The sequence below is a fragment of the Acidovorax sp. 93 genome (assembly GCF_003633835.1).
Classification (GTDB): domain Bacteria; phylum Pseudomonadota; class Gammaproteobacteria; order Burkholderiales; family Burkholderiaceae_C; genus Acidovorax; species Acidovorax facilis.
In genome coordinates this window covers 3670393-3688603 of sequence record NZ_RBIT01000001.1, presented here as the reverse complement: position 1 = coordinate 3688603, position 18211 = coordinate 3670393, and the positions used below count along the sequence as shown (strand labels likewise).

At 65.5% G+C, this 18211-nt stretch carries 16 protein-coding genes; 3 read left to right on the top strand and 13 right to left on the bottom strand.

Features of this window, described 5'->3' with window-relative positions:
- Positions 1-330: 330 nt before the first annotated feature.
- From rbsD to C8C93_RS16730, 8 genes are all read right to left on the bottom strand, one after another.
- Positions 331-720: a D-ribose pyranase gene (gene rbsD, locus C8C93_RS16765; protein ID WP_121507634.1), complete on the bottom strand. Its 390-nt coding sequence runs from the start codon at positions 718-720 to the stop codon at positions 331-333.
- Positions 717-1661 (bottom strand): ribokinase, encoded by a 945-nt coding sequence (gene rbsK / locus C8C93_RS16760; RefSeq protein WP_121507633.1) that lies wholly within the window; start codon positions 1659-1661, stop codon positions 717-719. Before rbsK ends, rbsD begins: the two co-directional genes overlap by 4 nt.
- The gene (locus C8C93_RS16755; protein ID WP_121507632.1) at positions 1658-2680 is read right to left on the bottom strand and encodes a LacI family DNA-binding transcriptional regulator; all 1023 of its coding nucleotides are present in this window, start codon (positions 2678-2680) and stop codon (positions 1658-1660) included. The genes rbsK and C8C93_RS16755 overlap by 4 nt, the downstream gene beginning before the upstream one ends.
- A 56-nt stretch (positions 2681-2736) precedes the next feature.
- On the bottom strand, positions 2737-3729 hold the full coding sequence (locus C8C93_RS16750; RefSeq protein ID WP_121507631.1) for an ABC transporter permease: 993 nt from the start codon (positions 3727-3729) through the stop codon (positions 2737-2739).
- A complete protein-coding gene (locus tag C8C93_RS16745; RefSeq protein ID WP_121507630.1) occupies positions 3726-5390 on the bottom strand; it encodes a sugar ABC transporter ATP-binding protein in 1665 nt (554 codons plus the stop codon). Before C8C93_RS16745 ends, C8C93_RS16750 begins: the two co-directional genes overlap by 4 nt.
- Before the next feature lie 87 nt (positions 5391-5477).
- Positions 5478-6431 (bottom strand): sugar ABC transporter substrate-binding protein, encoded by a 954-nt coding sequence (locus tag C8C93_RS16740; protein WP_063459938.1) that lies wholly within the window; start codon positions 6429-6431, stop codon positions 5478-5480.
- Between the two features lie 467 nt (positions 6432-6898).
- Positions 6899-8581, bottom strand: a complete 1683-nt coding sequence (locus C8C93_RS16735; RefSeq protein WP_099731323.1) for an AMP-binding protein — start codon at positions 8579-8581, stop codon at positions 6899-6901.
- A gap of 74 nt (positions 8582-8655) precedes the next feature.
- The gene (locus C8C93_RS16730; RefSeq protein WP_121507629.1) at positions 8656-9402 is read right to left on the bottom strand and encodes a hypothetical protein; all 747 of its coding nucleotides are present in this window, start codon (positions 9400-9402) and stop codon (positions 8656-8658) included.
- Between the two features lie 97 nt (positions 9403-9499).
- On the opposite strand from C8C93_RS16730, the gene C8C93_RS16725 reads away from it, so the two are divergent.
- Positions 9500-10393, top strand: coding sequence for a triacylglycerol lipase (locus tag C8C93_RS16725; RefSeq protein WP_121507628.1), 894 nt, complete (start codon positions 9500-9502; stop codon positions 10391-10393).
- Between the two features lie 979 nt (positions 10394-11372).
- Here the strand turns inward: C8C93_RS16725 and phhA are convergent.
- The 5 genes from phhA to C8C93_RS16700 form a co-directional block, all read right to left on the bottom strand.
- The gene (gene phhA / locus C8C93_RS16720) at positions 11373-12212 is read right to left on the bottom strand and encodes a phenylalanine 4-monooxygenase (protein ID WP_121507627.1); all 840 of its coding nucleotides are present in this window, start codon (positions 12210-12212) and stop codon (positions 11373-11375) included.
- Between the two features lie 65 nt (positions 12213-12277).
- Positions 12278-13246, bottom strand: a complete 969-nt coding sequence (locus tag C8C93_RS16715) for a tripartite tricarboxylate transporter substrate binding protein (protein WP_121507626.1) — start codon at positions 13244-13246, stop codon at positions 12278-12280.
- Positions 13247-13319: 73 nt separating this feature from the next.
- Entirely contained in the window at positions 13320-14432 is a 1113-nt protein-coding gene (hppD, locus tag C8C93_RS16710) for a 4-hydroxyphenylpyruvate dioxygenase (protein WP_121507625.1), read from the bottom strand.
- 186 nt (positions 14433-14618) lie between these two features.
- The gene (locus C8C93_RS16705; protein ID WP_121507624.1) at positions 14619-15608 is read right to left on the bottom strand and encodes a lipase secretion chaperone; all 990 of its coding nucleotides are present in this window, start codon (positions 15606-15608) and stop codon (positions 14619-14621) included.
- 3 nt (positions 15609-15611) lie between these two features.
- Entirely contained in the window at positions 15612-16553 is a 942-nt protein-coding gene (locus tag C8C93_RS16700) for a triacylglycerol lipase (protein ID WP_055396875.1), read from the bottom strand.
- 164 nt (positions 16554-16717) lie between these two features.
- On the opposite strand from C8C93_RS16700, the gene C8C93_RS16695 reads away from it, so the two are divergent.
- Together C8C93_RS16695 and C8C93_RS16690 are read left to right on the top strand one after the other, a co-directional pair.
- Positions 16718-17200, top strand: a complete 483-nt coding sequence (locus C8C93_RS16695) for an Lrp/AsnC family transcriptional regulator (protein ID WP_055396873.1) — start codon at positions 16718-16720, stop codon at positions 17198-17200.
- A gap of 222 nt (positions 17201-17422) precedes the next feature.
- Positions 17423-18160: a GNAT family N-acetyltransferase gene (locus tag C8C93_RS16690; RefSeq protein WP_055396871.1), complete on the top strand. Its 738-nt coding sequence runs from the start codon at positions 17423-17425 to the stop codon at positions 18158-18160.
- Positions 18161-18211 lie beyond the last annotated feature (51 nt).

Below are 18211 nucleotides of genomic sequence, written 5' to 3'. Positions count from 1 at the left end.
ACGGGCCTTTTCGCTGCTGGTTGATTATGCGTAGGGAGCATGGAAGTACGTGTTTGTTTCAACCTGTTGCAAATGCAGCGCCAGACGCCAGACGCCAGACCCGTGGCCCGGCGTTCTGGGCCGCGTCGACGAACTACCCAGGCCACGGCCAGCGTTGGTGCAAAGTCGCAGGAGCCGGGTGTGGGAAAGGTGCCTCTGCAGTCACCGGGGAAACGTATGGTTGCGGGACGTGGGCCGCGCTTTTCCCGCTGCTGCAACTCCAGCTCCGCTCCAGCTCGGGTCTACCGTGCTGGCTTGCCGACCCCCTTGAAGTGGCTCAATGTCCTAAGGTCAGAACGTCACGCCCGCCACCAGAATCACATTGGCATAGGGCGTGCACTCACCCGTGCGCACCATCACACGGGCTTGCTGGGTCAAGCGCTTGAACTCATCGTGCGATACGGCCTGGGGATCCACCGGCAAGTGGCACCAGGCGGGCAACTGCCCTCTATTGCGCTCCACGGCTTCGGTGGCGATCAGCGCTTTTTCGACCTGCATTTCGTCCAGCACCACCCGCAGCACATCGGCCACGGCCGGGATGCCCGGCGTCAGCGCCAGGTCAATGCGGCGCGGGCCATTGGGGATGGGCAGTCCCACGTCGCCAATCACCAGCATGTCGCCGTGGCCCAGGGTGGCGATGGCGTGGGAGAGTTCGGCGTGCAGCAGGGCGGTGCGTTTCACAGGGGGCTCCAGGCGGGCGGTTGGGGGCTTTGCGCCACGGCGGCGCGGGTGGGGATGGAAGGCTGGGCGCCGGGCTGGGTGACGCACAGCGCCGATGCGCGGATGCCTTCGCGCACGGCGGTGTCCAGGGATTCATCGCGTGCCAGCGCCACGGCCAGCGCGCCCAAAAAGGTGTCGCCTGCAGCGGTGGTGTCCACCGCCTGCACGACGAGGCCGGGGTGGTAGCGGCAGCCTGCGGCATCGGCCGCCACGGCACCGGCAGCGCCCAGGGTCACCACCACCTGCGCAGGGCCCTTGGCACGCAGGGCTTGTGCGGCCTGCGCGGCGTCTGCGGGGGTGGCGACACGCTGGCCTGCCAGCGCGGCGGCTTCCACCTCGTTGACCACCAAGACATCGACCAGCGGCCACAGCGCGTCGGGCAGGGGCTGGATGGGCGAGGGGTTGAGCAGCACGGGGCAGCCTGCGGCATGGGCCGCGTCGGCTGCGGCCAGCACCTGAGGCATCGGGATTTCGAACTGCAACACCAAGCCGCCTGCGCCTTGCACGACTGCGCTCAGGGCGCCGGCATCCAGCACAAACCGGCCATTGGCGCCGGGCACCACCACGATGCGGTTCTGCCCTGTGGCTTCGACCGTGATGGCGGCGACGCCGGTGGTGGTTTGCACATCGCTCTGCACGCCGCTGTGGTCAATGCCGTCGGCATCGAGCCCGGCGCGCAGCGTGTGGCCGTAGCCGTCATCGCCCACGCGGCCAAACAACGCCACCTGCGCACCCTGGCGCGCGCAGGCCACGGCCTGGTTGCCACCCTTGCCGCCGGGCATCAGGTGCAGGGCGTCGGCCAGCACGGTCTCGCCAGGGCCCGGCGCGTGTTGCACCTGCAGCACCAGATCCATGTTCAGGCTGCCAACCACGGCGATGCGCGGCGTGTGGGCGCTGCTCATGCCGCACCTCCGGACGCATGGGCCGTGGAGGCGCGCACGCGCAGCTCGGGCTGCAGCATCACCTTGCGCGCGTCCTGGCGCTTGCCGTCGATGCGTTCCAGCAGCATGTCCACCGCCAGCGCGCCGATGCGCTGCTTGGGCTGGGCCACGGTGGTGAGCGGTGGGCTGGTGAAGGCGGTGAGTTCGATGTCGTCAAAGCCGACGATGGACAGTGCCTCTGGCACGCGCAGGTCGCGTTCGTGCGCGGCACACAGTGCGCCCATGGCCATGAGGTCGTTACACACGAAGACGGCAGTGGGCGGCTCGGGAGCGCGCAGCACGGCGTGCATGGCTTCGTAGCCGCCCTGGCTGGTGAAGTTGCCGTGCCACAGCAGGCCTTCGCCGGTGCCGCAGCCCGCGTCGGCCAGGGCCGTGCGCCAGCCGGCAATGCGCTGCTCGCTGGGGGCAATGCCTTCGGGGCCGCCAATGCAGGCAATGCGGCGGTGGCCCAGCGACAACAGGTGGCGCGTGGCCAGCAGGCCGCCCTGCATGTGCGCGGTTTCCACCAGGTCGCAGGGCTGCTGCCCGGCGATGTCGATTTCGCGGTCCACCAGCACGGTGGGGATGGACAGGCCCGCCAGCTGCGTGGCCAGCGTGGCGTCATGCCCGGTGGAGACCACGATGAGCCCGTCGATGCGCCGCTCGGCCAGCACCTGCAGGTAGGTGCCCTGGCGGTGCGCCTCGTCGTTGGTGTTGCACAGGATGACGTTGTAGCCCGCGCCAAAGCAGCGGTCTTCCACGCTGTGCACGATCTCGGCAAAGTAGGGGTTGGAGCTGTTGGGGATCAGCATGCCCAGCGTGCGCGTGTTGTTGCTCTTGAGGCTGCGCGCAATGGCGCTGGGCACATAGCCCAGGGCGCGGATGGCGGCCTCGACCCGCTCGCGCCCCTCGGGGCTCACGCGGCGCGTGCCGTTGACCACGTGCGATACCGTGGTGACCGACACCTCGGCGTGGCGCGCAACGTCCTTGATAGTAGCCATGCAAAAAGAAGAATGAGGTCGTGGGTAGTGGGGCGGCTGGATGCGGGGTCAGTCTCTCAGACCTTGGCGCGGCGCTGGCGCAGCGTGTCCACGATCACAGCCGCCACGATCACAAAACCCGTGATGATGCGCTTGCTGGGCTCGCTGGCGCCCACCTGGGCCAGACCCGCCTCCAGCACCGCGATGATGAGCACGCCAAACGCGGTGTTGATCACCGAGCCGCGCCCGCCCATGAGGCTGGTGCCGCCAATCACCACGGCCGCAATCACCTGCAGCTCCATGCCGGTTCCAGCGTTGGGGTCGGCGGCTTCCAGCCGGGCCGACTGCATCAGGCCCGCCAGACCCGCCAGCAGGCCCGTCATGGCAAACACGATGACACGGATGGGGCGCGGGTCCACACCGGCCAGGCGCATGGCTTCTTCATTGGTGCCAATGCCCACCACGCAGCGGCCGAACACCGTGCGCGACAGCACCAGCTGCGCCACCACCACCAGCACCACGGCCAGCAAGAAGGCGAACGAGATGCCGCCAAAGAAGGGTGCCGACAGCCACGAGATCGCATCGCCCACGTACTGCGTGCGTGAATCGGTGACCACATAGGCGCTGCCGCGCACGGCTTCGAGCATGCCCAGCGACACGATGAACGAGGGCAGCCGCCATGCGACGGAAATCATGCCGGTGATGGTGCCGCACACCAGGCCCGTGGCCAGTGCCAGCGCGGCGGCGGCGGGCACCGTCCAGCCCCATTGCAGGATGGCGGCGGCCGAGGTGGCGGCGGCCAGCGCCATCACCGAGCCCACCGACAAATCGATGCCCGCGATGATGAGTACAAAGGTCATGCCCACGGCCATCACGGCCAGGGCCGGGATTTCGTTGGCGATGGTGATGAAGGTCTCGGCGCTCCAGAAGTATTCGGACAGCGACGAGAACAGTGCCACCATGCCCGCCAAAACGGCCAGCAGGCCCAGGTAGGTGCCCAGCTGGCTGCGCCAGACCGAGGCGGAGGAGGGCGCCGCAGCGGGCGCGGCAGATGTGGTGGGGGCGTTCATGCGGTCACAGGAGAAGAGGTTGAAGGGGTGGTGCTGGTGCGCCCGCCGGGCTCGGAGAACGCGGCCGCCAGCAGCGATTGCTCGGACCACTCGCCGCGCTCGAACACGGCCACCAGGCGGCCTGCGCTCATCACGCCGATGCGGTCGGCCATGGCCATGAGTTCGCGCAGGTCGGACGACACCATGAGCAGCGCGCGGCCTTCTGCGGCCATGCGGTCCAGCTCGCCATACAGCTCGGCGCGCGCGCCCACGTCCACGCCGCGCGTGGGTTCGTCGAGCAGCAGCACGCGGCCTTCGCGGTGCAGCCAGCGGGCAAACACCACCTTTTGCTGGTTGCCGCCGGACAGTTGCCCCACGGGCTGTTCGGCGCTGCGGCAGCGGATGCCCAGCGTGCGCACAAAGCCCTGCACCAGGCGGCTTTCGAGCCCGCGCTGCAACCAGCCGCCGCGCGACACGGCCGACAGGTCGGACAGTGTGGCGTTGATCCGGATGGGTTGCGACAGCAGCAGGCCCTGGGATTTGCGGTCTTCGGTGACCAGGCCCACACCGGCGGCGATGGCCTGAAGAGGCGAGGCGAAACCACGGGGAATCGTGCGGGGTGCGACCTGGAAAACCGCAGGTTTCTGGTTTGCTATGTTTTGTATAGCTGGTTGCGCTTGCGCATCAAGCGCTAGAGGCTGTTTTTGTTCATACTCTGGGTGCAGCGTCACGCTGCCGCGGTCTGCCCGGTCCGCGCCGAACAGCAGGCGGACCAGCTCGGTGCGGCCCGATCCAACCAGCCCGGCAATGCCGAAGATCTCGCCCGCGCGCAACTCCAGGCTCACGTCCTGCACTGCGGTGCCCCGGCCCAGGTTTTCAGCGCTCATCACCACGGGGCCGATGGGGCGGCGCGGGCGGTGGTCCAGGTCGCTGACCACGCGGCCCACCATGCGCTGCACCAGGTCGTCCTCGCTCATGCCCGCCATGGGGCGCACGTCCACCAGGCGGCCATCGCGCAGCACCGCCACGCGGTCGGCAATGCGGCGCAGTTCTTCGAGCCGGTGCGACACGTAGATGATGGCCACGCCGCGTGCGGTGAGGTGCGCGATCTGCTCGAACAGGTAATTGGTCTCGCGCGGCGTGAGCATGGCCGTGGGCTCATCGAGCACCAGAATGCGTGTGTCGTCCTGCAGGTTGCGCGCAATCTCCACCATCTGCTGCTGGCCGATGCCCAGCTGCGAGACCGGGGTGGCGGGGTCGATGTTGTCGAGCCCGATCTTGGCCAGCTGCGCACGGGCGGCGGCGTGCAGCACATCGCACTGCAGCCAGCCCAGCCGGTGCGGCAGACGGCCCATCAACAAATTCTCGGCCACGGTGAGCGTGGGCACCAGGCCCAGCTCCTGCATCACCATGCGCACGCCCTGGCGCTCGGCATCGCGGCGCGACGTGGGGGCGTAGGCCTGCCCCGCCAGCTGCATGCCGCCGCGCGTGGGCTGTTCCAGCCCGCAGAGGATCTTGGACAGCGTGCTCTTGCCCGCGCCGTTTTCCCCGGTCAGCGCCAGCACCTCGCCCGCAAACAGCTCCACGTTCACGCCGTCGAGCACGGTGGCGGTGTAGTCCTTGCCCACGGCCTGGATGGCGAGCAAGGGCGGGGACTGAGGAGCGGGCGAGCGACTGGGCATGGAGGCTTGAAGTGGGCAGCTGCAGGGCGGTGGTTATCTATTGAGCGGCGAACAACGCCAGAAGGGCCTTGTTCGCCGCTCTCGGATTTACTTGCTGTCTTTCGTCACCAGCACCACATCCGTCTTCACCGTGGCGGGTAGCTGGTTCTGCGGCGTCTTGGCGGCCAGGGCCTTCTGTGCCAGTTCGATACCAAACACGGCCTGCTTGGCGGCGTACTGGTCGGCGGTGGCCAGCACACGGCCGTCGGCCAACATGGGCTTGATGGCGCCGATGTTGTCGTAGCCCACCACCTGCACCTTGCCGGTCTTGCCTGCGGCCTTCACGGCGGCCACGGCGCCCAGGGCCATGCTGTCGTTGCCAGCCAACAGGGCCACGAGGTCAGGGTGCTCGCGCATCATGCCGGCAGCCACGGTGTTGCCCTTTTCAATCTCCCAGTTGCCGGACTGCACGCCCACCACGGTGATGTTGGCGGCCTTCATGGCGTCCTGGTAGCCCAGGGTGCGCTGCTGTGCATTGAAGGTGGTGGACACGCCTTCGATGATGCCCACCTTGTCGCCGGCCTTCAGCGTCTTGGCCAGGTGGTCGCCCACCAGCTTGGCGCCTGCGCGGTTGTCGGGGCCCACGAAGGGCACGGTGATGTTCTTTTCCTTCAGCGCGTCGGCATCGAGCTGGTTGTCGATGTTGACCACGAGAATGCCTTTGTCGATGGCCGCCTTGACCACGGGCACCAGCGCCTTGGAGTCGGCCGGGGCCAGCACGATGGCGCTGACCTTCTGCGCCATGGCTTGTTCGATCATCTTGATCTGCGCTGCCGTGTCGGTCTCGTTCTTGATGCCGTTGGCCACCAGCGTGTATTCCTTGGCGTGGGCCTTCTGGTGCGCCTTGGCGCCGTCTTCCATGGTGCGGAAGAACTCGTTGGCCAGCGACTTCATGATGAGCGCGATCTTCGGCTTGTCCTGCGCGAAGGCAGGGCTGGCCAGCAGGCTGCCCACAACGGCGAGGGCGGCGGCTGTCTGAACGGAACGGCGAGTGAACTGCATGGGTTTTGTCTCCAGGTTGGAATGTGGACAAAGGCAACGCTGAACAAGCCTCTCGCGCCCGGCGCATCCCTGGCTCAGGACGGTCTGCAGCGTTGCAAATCCTCGCGATAGCTACGGCTATCACTGTGGTTTGCGCCTTGCAGCCCATCCCGATCCAGGGCCCGCCGCATCGCGGAGGCTTATTCAGCGTCGCCCTAAGGCGACCGACAGCGTGGAGGGAAATCCCCGGCAGCGCCCCAAAAAAGGAGCGGCTACGGATGCCCGGTGCCTTGTCGCGATTGGGATGATAACGAAAGCAAACGTTTGCGCAAACGTTTGCTAGTCAGTAAAAACCCGGAGATACAGACATTGGAGCACCTAGTGCAGGCGGCCGACCTGCATGGTCGGAACCCAAGAAAAAGGGCGCCGAAGCGCCCTTGGGGAGGTGGCAGGGGGCGGCGCTTGGCGCGCTGCCCTTGTGAACAGCGTCAAGCCTTGCGCAGCTCTCTGCGCAGGATCTTGCCCACATTGCTCTTGGGCAGCTCGTCGCGGAACTCGATGTACTTGGGGCGCTTGTAGCCGGTGAGATTCTGGTGGCAGTAGTTGGCCACCTCGTCCTCGGTCAGGGCCGGGTCGTTCTTGATGATGAACACCTTGATGGCCTCGCCCTGTTTCTCGTCGGGCACACCAATGGCCGCGCATTCGACCACGCCGGGGCACAGGCTGATGACCTGCTCCAGCTCGTTGGGGAACACATTGAAGCCGCTCACCAGGATCATGTCCTTCTTGCGGTCGATGATGCGGGTGTAGCCCTGCGGGTCCATGATGCCGATGTCGCCCGTGCGCATGAAACCATCGGGCGTGAAGGCCTTGGCGTTCTCTTCGGGCTGGTTGTAGTAGCCCACCATCACGTTGGGGCCGCGGATGCAGATCTCGCCGGACTCGCCCTGGGGCAGGCTGTTGCCTTCGTCGTCCTTGATGGCAATGTCGATGCCCGGCAGCGGCAGGCCGATGTTGCCGCTGAAGGTGGTGCTGATCACTGGGTTGTTGGTGCCGATGGCGCAGGTCTCGCTCATGCCCCAGCCTTCGATCATGGTGCTGCCGGTCACTTTCTGCCACTGCTTGGCCGTGCCCTCGCTGGCTGCCATGCCTCCGGCCTGCGACACGCACAGGTGCGAAAAATCCAGAGTCTTGAACTGCGGGTTTTGCAGCAGCGCGTTGAACAGCGTGTTCACCGCAGGCAGCATGTGGAAGGGGCGCTTCTTGAGTTCGGCCACGAACTTCGGAATGTCGCGCGGGTTCGGGATCAGCGTGAGGCTGGAGCCTTGGCGGATGGCCAGCAGGCACAGCGTGAGCGCGAAGATGTGGTACAGCGGCAGCGCGGCAATGGAGTTGGCCTTGGAGAGGTCGCCCACCTTGGACAGTGCGGGCGTGAACCACGCCTCGGCCTGCAGCGTGGCGGCCACGATGTTGCGGTGGGTGAGCACCGCGCCCTTCGACAGGCCTGTGGTGCCGCCCGTGTACTGCAGGAAGGCGATGGAATCGAGCGTGGCCTGGCTGGGCGCGAGCGACTTGTGCTCGCCCAGCGACAGCGCCTTCTTGAACGTGACGACCTTGCGGCCGTTGGACAGCGGCAGGTCATACGCAGGCACCATCTTGGCGAGGTGGCGCACGGCGAAGGTGATCCATTTGCCAAACCAGAAGCCCAGCAGGTCGCCCATGGAGGCCATCACCACATGCTTGACGGCCGTGTGGTCAATGACCTCAGCCAGCGTGTGGGCAAAGTTCTCCAGGATCACGATGGCCGTGGCGCCCGAGTCCTTGAGCTGGTGCTCCAGCTCGCGCGCGGTGTACAGCGGGTTCACGTTCACGCAGGTGTAGCCTGCGCGCAGCACGGCCGCCATGGTCACGCCAAACTGGGGGATGTTGGGCAGCATGATGGCCACGCGCGCACCCGGCTCCAGCCCCAGGCTCTGCAGATAGGCCCCCAGCGCGGCCGAGCGGCGCTCCAGCTCGCCATAGGTCATCCACTGGTCCATGCAGACCGAGAACGGGCTGGATGCGTGTTTGCGGAACGACTCTTCCAGCAGGTGGGCCACAGAGCGGTATTGCTCGGGCTTCACGTCGTGTGGGACGCCCGGGGGGTAGCTCTTGAGCCAGATCTTTTCCATGCGCTTGTTTCCTTGTGCTCGCCAAATGCCATTGATAGGTGGGCACAGATTGTGGAAGGCGGGCGCGTTGCGGGCTATCGGGCTTGTCCTAGTGTGTGGTTAAGCTGGGTCCCGCAGGTGACAGGGTCGGCATCGAAGAGCAAATCCATCAGCGCCCGCTCACGCTGCTCGATGGTGGCCAGGAACTGCTCCACCCCGCCGCGCTGGCGAGCGAGCTGGCCGAAGGTGTCGAACCCCGCCTCCAGAAACTGTTGCAGTGCGCCCATGCCCGCTGCGTTGGCCGGGCCGCGCATCATGCGCAGCATCATCCGCAGGCCGGGCGTGCGCGTGAGGCGCGCCAGGTCATTGCCCATGGCCAGCACGCGCTGTAACTGCTGCTGGCGCGCGTGGCGCTGGCCTACGGTGCGCCAGGCAGCGGTGTAGCGGGCGGGGTCGTAGGCCGCATCGACGCCTTTATGCGCGAGCCAGGCGCGGCCCATGTCCTGGTCCAGTTCCTCGGTCTGCGCGTGCAGCACGGCCAGGGCCACGGCGGTGGTCACGACCGGCTGGGGGAACATGGTCTGCAGCGTGCCCGCGATGCGGCCAAACTGCTGGTCGCGGTCTGTGTAGTCGGTGTCGCTGTACAGCTCTTCCAGAAAAAAGCGCGCTGCGGGCCCGAACGCGGGCGATGCCATCAGGTCGGCATAGGTGCCGCGAAAGCGCCGCGCCTGAAAGGTCTTGACGCTGCCCACCGCCGCCCCCAGCGCCGGGTCCCCCGTGCGGTGCAGGCGCAGGGCGGTCACGTCGGCAATGGCATCGCGGATGGTCTGGGCGGCATCCATGGGGTGGTGTCCTTTCAGCGTTCTGCGGGGTGCGGTGTCGGGCGGTGGTCAGACCGCACAATGCGGCTGGTCGATTACAACATTTGCCCTCACCACCATGATCGCGCGCTGGCAACGAATCCTTCTCCTGTGCATCCTGCTGGCCATGGCCGCCTGGCTGGTGTGGCAATGGCCTCATTCACCGTTGCGTGCTGTGCTGGGGGCACTGGCGCCGCTCAGCATTTACCTGGTGGTGATGGCGGTGGAGTTTGTGCTGATGCACATCACCAACCGTACCGACGCTGCGCCCCGTGCTCGCTTGTCACAGGTGGTGGGTGCCTGGTGGGCCGAGGTGTGGGTGGCGCTGCTGGTCTTCTGCTGGCGCCAGCCGTTTCGCCACCAGTCATTGCCCGATTGGCTGCCTGCGCAGCCCACCGGAAAGCGTGGCGTGGTGCTGGTGCACGGCTTCATGTGCAACCGGGGGCTGTGGCTGCCGTGGTTTGCGCAGTTGCAGGCGCGGGGGCACGCCTATGTGGCGGTCAATCTGGAGCCTGTGATGGGCTCGATTGACGAGTATGCGGACATCATTGAAGACGCTGTGCGCCAAGTGACGGCGGCCACGGGGCAGGCGCCGGTGTTGTTGTGCCACAGCATGGGGGGCTTGGCGGTGCGGGCGTGGCTGCGGGCGCACCAGGCGGACGGGCGGGTGCACCGGGTGTTGACGCTGGGCACGCCACATGGCGGCACGTGGCTGGGGCGTTTCAGCCGCGCGGTGAATGGGCGGCAGATGAGCTTGGCGGGGGACTGGGTGGTGGCGTTGCAGCGGGCGGAGCCTGCGGGGCGGGCCGCGTTGTTTACCTGCTGGTATTCGAACTGCGACAACATTGTGTTTCCTGCGACTACGGCGGCGTTGGTGGGGGCGGACAACCGGTTGGTGCAGGGAGTGGCGCATGTGGAGATGGCGTTTGACCCTGGGGTGATGGGGGCCTGTCTGGAGGAGATTGAGCGATAGTATTTTTGGATAATTTTGGCTGCTAGCGCTTTTCTATAAAGCGCTAGCAGCTATTGTTTTTGTAGCTATTGAGTCTTGCCGGGAGCGTTTGGTCTTCGCTTGCTTAAGCCTGGGCTTTCGGTGGCTACTGCATGCCAGTGTTCCGGGCGGGAGCCGGGACTCGCCCCGGCGGGCGAGGTACTTGTTCTTTGCTTCGCCAATGAAAAGTACCCAAACGAAAGGCGACCCCCAGTCTGCGACCCCTTCGCGTTGCGAAGGGGCAAACCTGCGGCGGGGCGGTTGCGGGGTGCGCCGTGGAACTCGCTTTGCTGCTGCGCAGCGCCGCTCGGACAACCACGGCGATTCAGTTCACGAAGCACGCGCGCTCCGACGCGCGTGCCACCCCACAACCGCCCCGCCGCAGGCGCAGCCAGCAGGGGGTTGGGCAGTCGAACATCCAACAGCCGAACAGCCAAGCAGCCGCACGGGCCTTTGCTGCGCTCGGCCCCATCTCGTGGGCGCAAGCGCCTCGCGCTGCGCAGGCTGGGCCGAGTGCAGCGATGGCCCGTGTGGATGTCCGATTCGCGGGTTCCCTTCTGGAAGCGCCTGGGGCGCGCAGGGCGCGGGGTGGCGCGTGTGCCGAAGGACACACGCGCTTCGTGAACTGACTCGCCGCAGTTGTTTGAACGGAGCGCGTCAGCGCGCACTGAGTTCTGCGGCGCACCCCGTGACCGAGCACCCCAGGTTGCCCCGTAGCGCAGCGAAGGGGTCGCAGACAGCAGGGTCTGCCCTTTCTTTGGTGACTTTCTTTCGGCGACGCGAAAGAAAGTTACTCGCATGCCGGGCGACTCCCGGCCTCCGCCCTGAAACACAGGCAAGCCTTCCAAATTAGCACGCCAAAGCTTCAACAGGTTCAGCCCGTACGGCCGCTGAATGCTATGAAAATGGTAGCTATTGGTGCTTTATAGAAAAGCGGTAGCAGCCAATTTCATTCGAAAAGTCAAGCCGCAACAGCTTCCCGCTCATCCGCAGCAAACTCCGGCAACCCCCGCAGCCGCTCGTAGATCGGCGCAAAGTCCGCCGCAGTCATCTCAAACAACTGCTCAAAACTGTCGATCACAAAATACGTCTGCTGGTACGTATCGATCTTGTACTTCGTGCGCATCGTCCTCTCCAGCGCCAGCGGAATCCGCTGCGGCTCCGGGCTCTGCACCGAATACGCCAGCTCGCCCGACGAACTCAAAATGCCCGCGCCGTATGCCCGCAGCTCCCCCGCCTCGCGGATCAACCCAAACTCGATCGTGTACCAGTACAAGCGGCTCAGCATCTCGCACGACCCCAGCCCCTGCGCCTTCAGACCGCCCTGGCCGTAGCGCTGCACATAATCCGCAAACACCGGGTTGAACAGCAGCGGCACATGCCCGAACAGATCATGAAAAATGTCGGGCTCGACGATGTATTCGAACTCCTCGGGCTTGCGGATCCAGTCCGTCACCGGGAACTTGCGGTTGGCCAGCAAGGTGAAAAAGGGCACCTCGGGGATCAGACCCGGCACTCCCACCAGCTCCCAGCCGGTCGCTTTGTAGAGGCGCTCGTTCACCTCTTCAAAACGCGGGATGCGGTCGCTCGCGCCCAGTGAGGGCAGGGCGTCGATGAACGCCTGGCTGGCCAGGCCCGGCAGCAGGGCGCGCTGGCGCTCGTAGAGACGGCGGTAGGTGTCGTGGTCGGCGGCGGTGTAGCTCGCGTAGTCCTGCGGGCAGGTGTAGTCCGCGTTGGCACGCGAGTAGTCGCCACGCGGGGGGCGGGTGGATTGGCCATAGACGACAGGGGCTTGTCCCATTTTTTTCTCCTTTGCCGCCATGGTCGGCGCACCGCGACGGGGGTGCGCACCAGCCCATGCGGCTGCTAATCGATCTTGATCTTTGCGGCCCGGATCAGGAACTCGTACTTGCTGTTTTCCGAGCGCACAAACTGCGCAAACCCGTCGAGCGTCAGCTCTTCGGGCGTGATGCCCATCTTCTTGAACTTCTCCTTGCCAGCGGGCGAATGCATCGCTGCCGAGAACGCATTGGCATACCGGCGCGCGTCGGCATCGGGCAGCGAGGCGGGCGCGAACAGGCCGAACCAGGTCGACACGTTGAAGCCCTGCACGCTGTCGTTGATGCTGGGCACGTTCGGCAGCGCCTCGTTGCGGCTCAACGTGGTTACACCCAGCGCCAGCAGCTTGCCCGACTGGATCTGCGGCAACGCCGAGGCCAGGTTGTCAAACACCATCAGCACCTGGCCGGATTCCAGTGCCGCCAGCGCGGGCTTGGAGCCCTGGAACGGCGTGTGGCCCATCTTGGTGTTGGTGAGCGACTTGAACATCTCGGCCGAGATGTGGCCGATGCTGCCGTTGCCGCCCGATCCGTACTTGGCCTGGTCCGGGTTCTTCTTGAGGTACTGCACGAGGTCGGGCGTGGTCTTGATGCCCAGCTTGACCGCCTGCTCCGCATTCACCACCAGCACGTTGGGCGTGCGGGCTACCAGCGCGATGGGTTTGAAATCCTTGAGCGCGTTGTAAGGGAAGTTCTTGTACAGCCAGGGATTGACGGCGTGGGTGGCCACGGCGCCCATCAGCACCTGGTTGCTGGTCTTGGGTGATTTGGCGACCTGGTCGGCACCGGTACTACCACCCGCCCCCGGTTTGTTCTCCACGGTAATGGAGCCAAGCTGGGCTGCAGCACCCTCGGCCACGATGCGGGCCGAGGTGTCCAGCGGACCACCAGCGGGGTAGGGAACCACGATGGTGAGCGGGGCAGAGGGGCTTTGGGCCGTGGCAAAGGTGGCCACACAGGTCAGGCCAACACTGAACAGGGTGCTACGGAGCGACATCGGGATCCTTATGAGTTCCGGGGAGCGCGCAGTATAGGCACCTGTTCAGGGTTAACCCTGGATGTCTGATGTCTTAGGTGTTCAGCACGCCACGGCGGATCTGGTCGCGCTCCAGCGACTCGAACAGCGCCTTGAAGTTGCCTTCGCCAAAACCATCGCGGTAGTCGCCTTCGCGCTGGATGAATTCGAAGAACACCGGGCCCAGCATGGGGGTGGAGAAAATCTGCAGCAGCAGGCGAGGCGTGCCGTCGGCCGTGGTGCCGTCCAGCAAGATGCCGCGCGACTGCAGTTCGGGCACAGGCTGGCCGTGGCCGGGCAGGCGGGTGTCCAGCATTTCGTAATAGACCTCGTTGGGCGCGGTGGCCAGCTGCACGCCGGCCATGCCCAGCTTGTCCACCACCTCCAGCAGGTTGTCGCAGATCAGAGCGATGTGCTGGATGCCTTCGCCGTTGAACTGCATCAGGAATTCTTCGATCTGGCCACCACCCTGCTTCGATTCTTCATTCAGCGGGATGCGGATCTTGCCGTCCGGCGCCGTCATGGCCTTGCTGGTCAGGCCCGTGTATTCGCCCTGGATGTCGAAGTAGCGGATCTCACGGAAGTTGAACAGCTTCTCGTAGAAATTGGCCCAGAAGCCCATGCGGCCGCGGTACACGTTGTGCGTAAGGTGGTCGATGAGGTTCAGGCCATGGCCCACGGGGCGGCGGTCCACGCCTTCGATGAACTCGAAGTCGATGTCGTAGATGGACTTGCCGTCTTCAAACCGGTCGATCAGATACAGCGGCGCACCACCAATGCCCTTGATGGCGGGCAGGCGCAGTTCCATGGGGCCGGTGGGGATCTCGATGGGCTGGGCACCCAGCTCCAGGGCGCGGTTGTAGGCCTTGTGGGCGTCCTTCACGCGGAAGGCGAGGCCGCAGGCCGACGGGCCGTGTTCGGCGCCGAAGTAGGCGGCCTGGCTGTGGGGCTCGCGGTTCAGGATGAAGTTGATGCCGTTCTGGCGGTACAGCACCACATCCTTGGAGCGGTGCTTGGCGACCAGGGTGAAACCCAGCTTTTCGAACACGGCCTCCAGCACGCCGGGTTGGGGCGAGGTGAATTCGACGAACTCGAACCCCATCAGGCCCATGGGGTTGTCCCAGGCTTCCAGTTGGGCGGCGGTTTCTTGGGGCAAGGCGGCGTTCATGGGGTGTCTCCGGCATTCGTTGAGGAATGTCATGGACTGTAGGCGCGCCCTGCCTCATGTTTCTGGCGAAATCAAGAGGCTTGGGCCTCCGATTTGCAGGAATATTGTGAATGATCAAATTTCAGCGCAAGACGAGGGCGCAACCCCGGTATGTGGCGGCTGTCTCTTGCGTGGGGCCAGGGGAGCTCAGGAGCCTGACGCAGCAGGTGGCAGGCGCCGCAGCGCCAGGGCGGCGTCGATGCGTTGTTGCTCCTCGGCGGAGAAAAGCTGCTGGCGCAGTTGCTGCAATGCGGGGCCTTCGCCTTGTTGGCCGCGCGCCTGGTTGTACTGGTCAAGCCGCTGCTGCCAGTGTTGTTCTTCCCGGTCGAGCTGGGCCATGGCGTGGGCGGCGGCCTCGCCGTATTGCGCACTGCGGGCCGCGTGGCGGGTGCGCTCGTCGGTGTTTTGCGCGTTGAACGCGGCGGTTTGGGCGGCGGCGTTCAGGTGTTCGGTGGTGGCGGCGCGCTCGGCGCGGCGCGCTGCGGGCAATTCATTCTCTGCATCGCGCAAGGCCTGGGCGCGTTGTTCAGCGGTGAGCTGGGGGTTGCGCTCGATTTCCAGGCGTGCCAGGGTGTAGCGGTCCAGTTCCGCCTCGCGGGCGAACAGGGCGTCGTGCTCGGGGCCGTCAAAAAACTGCTGGCGTACCTTGTGGCGCGCTTCCAGCGCCTCGCGCAGGGCACCGGGGTCGTTCGGGTCCTGGGGAGGGCGCAGTTGGCCCAGGGCCACTCGGTAGTCCACATAGCGCTCGGCAAGCGCCAACGCACGCGTAACCAGGGCTGCCGGGAAGTGTTTGCCCACCAGCGCCGCCAGGCGTTGTTTGAGTGCGGCGGGGTCTGTCGCGCCGTCCTCCAGGGCTTCTGTGAGCAGTGCCTCCAGCGTGTCGCGCAGGCCGTGCACCAGCAGGGGGTCTTCACCGCGGTCGGGGTCGGTGGCGCGGCGGCTGGCAAAGAAGCTGCTCTCCAAGGGCCGCGCCGACAGGCTCTGGCCTGCACCGCCGGTTGGCGCTGCCGCCGCGCCGGGCACCGAACGCGGGTCCACCGCGCCCGGCAGGCCTTGCTGCGAACCCGGCCACCAGACCACGGCGGCCGTGGCGGCGACCAGAGCCACTCCTGCGGCGAAGGCGCGGGCGCGGTTCACGGCTTACAGGCCCTGTGCCTTGAGGCGGTTGGCGTGCTGGCGGTACAGCGTCACCGGGTCGGTGGAGAACCAGTCGCGCAGGCCCAGCAGTTGGTTCACTTCGTCGAGGTGGTTCTGCCGGTAGTCGCCCAGGTGTTTGCCCAGGCGCGAGGAGCAGGCCGACACCAGGCCGTCGTTGGCTTCGCCGAAGACCAGGCCCAGCACGCCCAGCAGGGCATCGCTTGCATCCAGCACGTTGGTCAGGGTCTTGGTGCCCGTCCAGGAGTAGTAGCGCACGCCGTTGACGAGTTCCGCGCCGCTGCCGCAGCCAGAGGTGGGGACGCCTTGCGGAAAGCGGCGGTTGAAGGCGGCGGAACCGGCGGTGGTGAGCGAGTCCAGCGCGGCGGTGGGCATCTGCGGCAGGCCCGAGCCGCCCGAAGTCAGGTTGATCAGCGCGACCAGCGCCGACGCCGCCCCGTTGGCGATGGTTTCGGAGACCGAACCCGCGGGTGCCACGCCACGCATGATGTCCGCCACCCGCGATCCCCGGTTGACCCCACCGACCGAGGTCACCGAGGCAACCTTGCCCGGCGCCACCCCGGCCACGTAGCGTGCCGTAGGCCCACCGTGCGAATGCCCCACCAGGTTCACCTTGGCCGCGCCGGTGATGGCCAGGATGGTGTTCACCTGTGCGAGCAGCTGCTCACCCCGGACCTCGGTGCTGTTGGCGGCCGACACCTGGGCCACGTAGACCTTGGCGCCGCCCTGGCGCAGGGCGTCAGGGATGCCGTAGAAGTAGTCGACACCCAGGGCCGAATCAAACCCGAAAAGTCCGTGTACAAGCACGATGGGGTAGCGGGTCTGGGTGGTGCCCGTCTGGGCTTGCGCGCTGGCGCCGACGAGCAGCAATGCGGCGGTCGCGGCCAGAACAAATCGCCGCAAAAAGCGGCTGAGGAATCCGGTCATGCAGTTGTCTCCATAGGTATGTTTTTTGTATTTGCAAAAAAAGAACGATCGTTCGTTTTTGCGAGGTTTATTCTTCTTTTCTTCGTGTGGAGTCACTATCGGGACATACCCGAGCCTGCAATTCAGAAGGCGCGAAAAGTCAAAATTTCATAAAATCTTGCGCCATGCAAGCTTTAAACGCACTCGACAAGCTGGACAGGGCCATCCTGCGCCGTCTGCAAGAAAATGGCCGGGAGACGTACGACGTCATCGGTGAGCAGGTGGGCCTGTCGCCCAGTGCGGTGTTGCGCCGCGTCAAGCGCCTGGAGGAAAGCCGCGTCATCGACCGGTATGTTGCATTGGTGCCCCCCGAGGCCGTGGGCCTGGGGCTGACGGCCTACCTCAACGTCCGGCTCGAAAAACACACCGAAAGCCACAAGCGCAACCCCATGGACCTGTTCCGCGCCAGCGTGCAGACCTGGCCCGAAGTGGTGGAGTGCGCGTCGCTCACGGGCGAGATGGACTACCTGCTGCGCGTGGTGGTGGCCGACATGGCGCACTACAGCCGGTTCATCATGGACACGCTGCTCAAACACCCCAGCGTGCAGGACTGCAAGACCAGTTTTGTGCTGGACCGCGTGAAGGCGACCACAGCCGTGCCGGTGTAAATAGGCTTTTGAATGGGTGCTGAAGGTGCCGCGAGCGTGACACCCCATGTTGCCCCGCGCCCCATGCCGCTATACCCTTGCGGGAAGCCGTTGGCGGAGGCGCCCAGCTTGCCAAGTGGGGCGGGGAGTGCGGTGTGGAACAGGTTTGAGCTACCTCACTAATTTGTTGCAACGCAGCATTTTTGCTGGAAATAATGAGGGAAAACCCTTATATTTGCAGCCATGATCGCAACCAAAGACTGGCTCAAGGCATCCTGGTATGCAGGCAGGGATATGCTGCGCCCGGTGATGGGCGAATCGCCTGCCCATGAAACTCGCGTCAAGCAGGAGGTCCCCGTGATGGTTCCCATTCGTGCCCTGGGTCCCTCCTACCGGGAGCGGATCACCCAACATTTGCTCCAGCTGGAGCCCGCAGACCGCTACCTGCGTTTTGGCTACGCCGCCAACGACGAGCAGATCCGGCGCTATGCCGAGCAGCTCGACTTCAACCGCGACGAGATCTTCGGCATCTACAACCGCCGCCTCGAACTGATCGCCATGGCGCATCTGGCCTTCTCGGAGCACCCAGAGTACAAACATTGCGCCGAATTTGGCGTGTCGGTGCTCAAGCAGGCGCGTGGCCGGGGCTTCGGCGCACGCCTGTTCGAGCGGGCCGTGATGCATGCGCGCAATGAAGGTGTGAACATGGTTTTTATCCATGCGCTCTCCGAAAACACCGCCATGCTGAAAATTGCCCGCAAGGCCGGTGCCACCGTGCGCCGCGATGGTTCGGAGTCCGAGGCTTACCTCCAGATCGAACCGGCCAGCCTGGACACGCGCATGACCGAGATGGTCGAGCAGCAGTTCGCCGAGGTGGATTACCAGATCAAGAAGCAGGCCAAGCAGTTCTGGGACTTTTTGGCCAGCGTGCAGGAAGTGCGCAGTGGCGTGCAGCACGCGCGCCACCAATCTGCTGAATAGTCCGTCCATCCATCCCAAGGTCGCGCTGCGCGGCCTGCGCGGCCTGCGGGG